The sequence below is a fragment of the Pseudomonadota bacterium genome (genome assembly GCA_039815145.1).
Lineage (GTDB): Bacteria > Pseudomonadota > Gammaproteobacteria > Steroidobacterales > JBCBZW01 > JBCBZW01.
In genome coordinates this window covers 1-2397 of record JBCBZW010000276.1, presented here as the reverse complement: position 1 = coordinate 2397, position 2397 = coordinate 1, and the positions used below count along the sequence as shown (strand labels likewise).

At 69.3% G+C, this 2397-nt stretch carries 2 protein-coding genes; one reads left to right on the top strand and one right to left on the bottom strand.

What is annotated here, in order from left to right; translation table 11 throughout:
• Positions 1-1273 (top strand): GGDEF domain-containing protein (locus AAF184_25715; GenBank protein ID MEO0425753.1); only part of this gene is annotated, 1273 nt, incomplete at its 5' end.
• On the opposite strand, the gene AAF184_25710 is transcribed toward AAF184_25715, so the two are convergent.
• Entirely contained in the window at positions 1270-2262 is a 993-nt protein-coding gene (locus AAF184_25710; GenBank protein ID MEO0425752.1) for a glycosyltransferase, read from the bottom strand. The two genes, AAF184_25715 and AAF184_25710, sit on opposite strands and share 4 nt — an antisense overlap.
• Positions 2263-2397: the final 135 nt, after the last annotated feature.

Genomic DNA, 2397 nt, shown 5'->3' with positions numbered 1-2397 from the left:
CGCCGCCCGCGACCCCTTGGAGAGCGCCCTCGTGCGCGCCCTGGAAGCGCCCTGGCCTCGCCTCATCGTCCTGGCCCGGATTTCCCTCGCGGAGCTGGCGGAGGGCGAGGCGCGCTACGACGTCGCGGTCGAGCATCTGAACCTCGCCCTGCAGGACGCGCAGGCGCAACAGGAACAGTATCGGGTGGTGGAGCTCTACACACGCCTGGCTCGCGTGCTGGCCAAGGCCGGCCAGCCGACGCCGGCCCTCGAGGCCTTGGAGGCACGGGTGGCGCTGGAGCAGGAGCTCTTCGACGTGCGCAGGACGGCGGTGCTCGCCGCGCTCCAGAGCGAGGTGGAGTTCGAGCGCCAAGCGCAGCGCCTGGAGACGGTCGAACGGGAGGAGGCCATCGCTCGCCTCAAGCTGGAACAAGAAGCGACCCAACGGTTTATTTGGGCGGGTACCGTGCTGGTGCTGTGCGCCCTGAGCTTCCTCGTGTATGGACGTCTGGCGGCGCAGCGCCAGGCGGAGCGCTTGCGTGCGGAAGTGGCGGAGAAGACGAGTGCGCTTCGCGAGCGCCATGCGGAACTCGAGCGCGCGTACGCAGCGGTGGATCGCGCGAGCCTAACGGATACGATGACGGGCCTTGCGAACCGTCGCTTTCTGGAGCGCCACATCGAGGTGGACGCCGCCCGCGCCCTGCGCCTCCACGAGGACGCGCGGCTTAACCGTGAGGCGCCGGCAAACGCCGACCTGGTCTTCTTCCTGGTCGACCTGGATCACTTCAAGACGATCAACGATGAGCGAGGTCACGCCGCGGGTGATGCGGTGCTGGTGGAGGTGAGTCGTCGCCTGGAACGTGTGTTTCGCCAGGGCGATTTCGTGGTGCGCTGGGGCGGGGAGGAATTCCTGTTGGTGGCGCGCTTCGTGAATCGCGAGGGCGCGGCAGCGATTGCCGAGCGCATTCGTCGTGCGGTGGCGGACACGCCCTTCTCCCTGACCGAGGGGAGCGTCAGCTGCACCTGCTCGATCGGATTCTCGGCTTACCCGTTGCAGGCGGACCGACCGGCTGCCTGCGCCTGGGAGGAGGTGGTGGCCCTCGCCGATCAAGCGCTGTACACGGTGAAGCGGGGCGCGCGCGACGGATGGGTCGGCTACCTCACGGCGCGCGATGTGCCGCCGACCACGCCGATCGCCAAGTGGGTGCCGCACGTGGTGAGCGGTGGGGCGATCGAGGCGGTGGTGTCCGAGGGCGTTCGCCTGGGGGAAGCGGAGCCTGACGCGAGTTCCTAGGGCGCCGTGAGGAGTCGGCGCCACCGGTGCATCGACACCTCGTACTCCCCGGTAAGGCTCTCCCGGGCCAGCGCCCCCGCCGCGCGCAGCTCGCGCCTCGCCGGTATCGCGTCCAGCGCCTCGACCAAGGCCTGCACCGTGTCGTTCTCGATTACCCACCCGGTGCCGGGCGTGACCTGTTCCGCGAGGCCGTCGTTGGCCGCCACCAGAATCGGCCGACCGGCCGCGCGCGCCTCGGCCGCAACGATGCCGAAGGGCTCGTAGCGCGAGGGCACGACCACCAGGTCCACCTGCTGCATGAAGCGGGCGATATCGTCGGTGCGCCCGTAGAAGCGCACCTGCGGCAAGCCGTGGGCAAGGGCCTTGAGCCTGTCGATCTGGGGGCCGTCGCCGGCGATGAGCACCTCCACATCCCGTCGTCCGAGCGCGCTCACAGCGTGAATCAGGCGATCGAATCCCTTCTGTTCGTGCAAGCGACCGATAGCGCCGATGCGCAGGCGGCGCGTGCAGGCGGGGGGTTCCAGCCGAAGCAGGCGCGAGTAGTCGAGGTGCGGGTAGATGACCTGGAGCTTGCGCGCGGGCAGCAGGCGGGCGTCGAGCATCCAGCGCTGTTGGGCGGCACTGACGGCGACCACCTTGTCGACCAGGGCGTAAGACAGGGCGAGCATCGATCGGAAGCGACCCCGCACGGGCACGCAATGGTGTTCGAAGCCCGCACAGTAGGAGTGTTCGACGAGGATGATTCTGGCCCGCGGGCGCCGCAGGCGCAGCAGGAACAGCCACGGCAACAGGCGCCAGCTCAGGGAGTCGTGCAGCACGATGGTGCCGGCGCCGCGAGAGGCGGCGCACCAGCCGCGGGGATCGTCGACGGCGTGAAGGGACTGGTCGATATCGGCCAGGGCGCCGCCGTCGACCAGGGTGTGGATCATCCGCGTGACGCCGCCGAGCCGCGTGTCGCGCAGAAGGTGAACAACTTTACCAGGTGTCATGAGGTGGCTCCCCGTGATCCGGTGACGAGCCGTTCCAAGGCGACGTACCAGGAGTCGCGTAGCACCTTGAGGGCCAGGCAGGCGGCGAGGGTGGTGGTGGTCTTGACGGGCTCGGCCGCGATCATCGCGGGGTGG

Bases quoted from the DNA above. Each gene is read 5' to 3' on its own strand.
- AAF184_25710 (MEO0425752.1), bottom strand. From the start codon at position 2,262: ATGACACCTGGTAAAGTTGTTCACCTTCTGCGCGACACGCGGCTCGGC.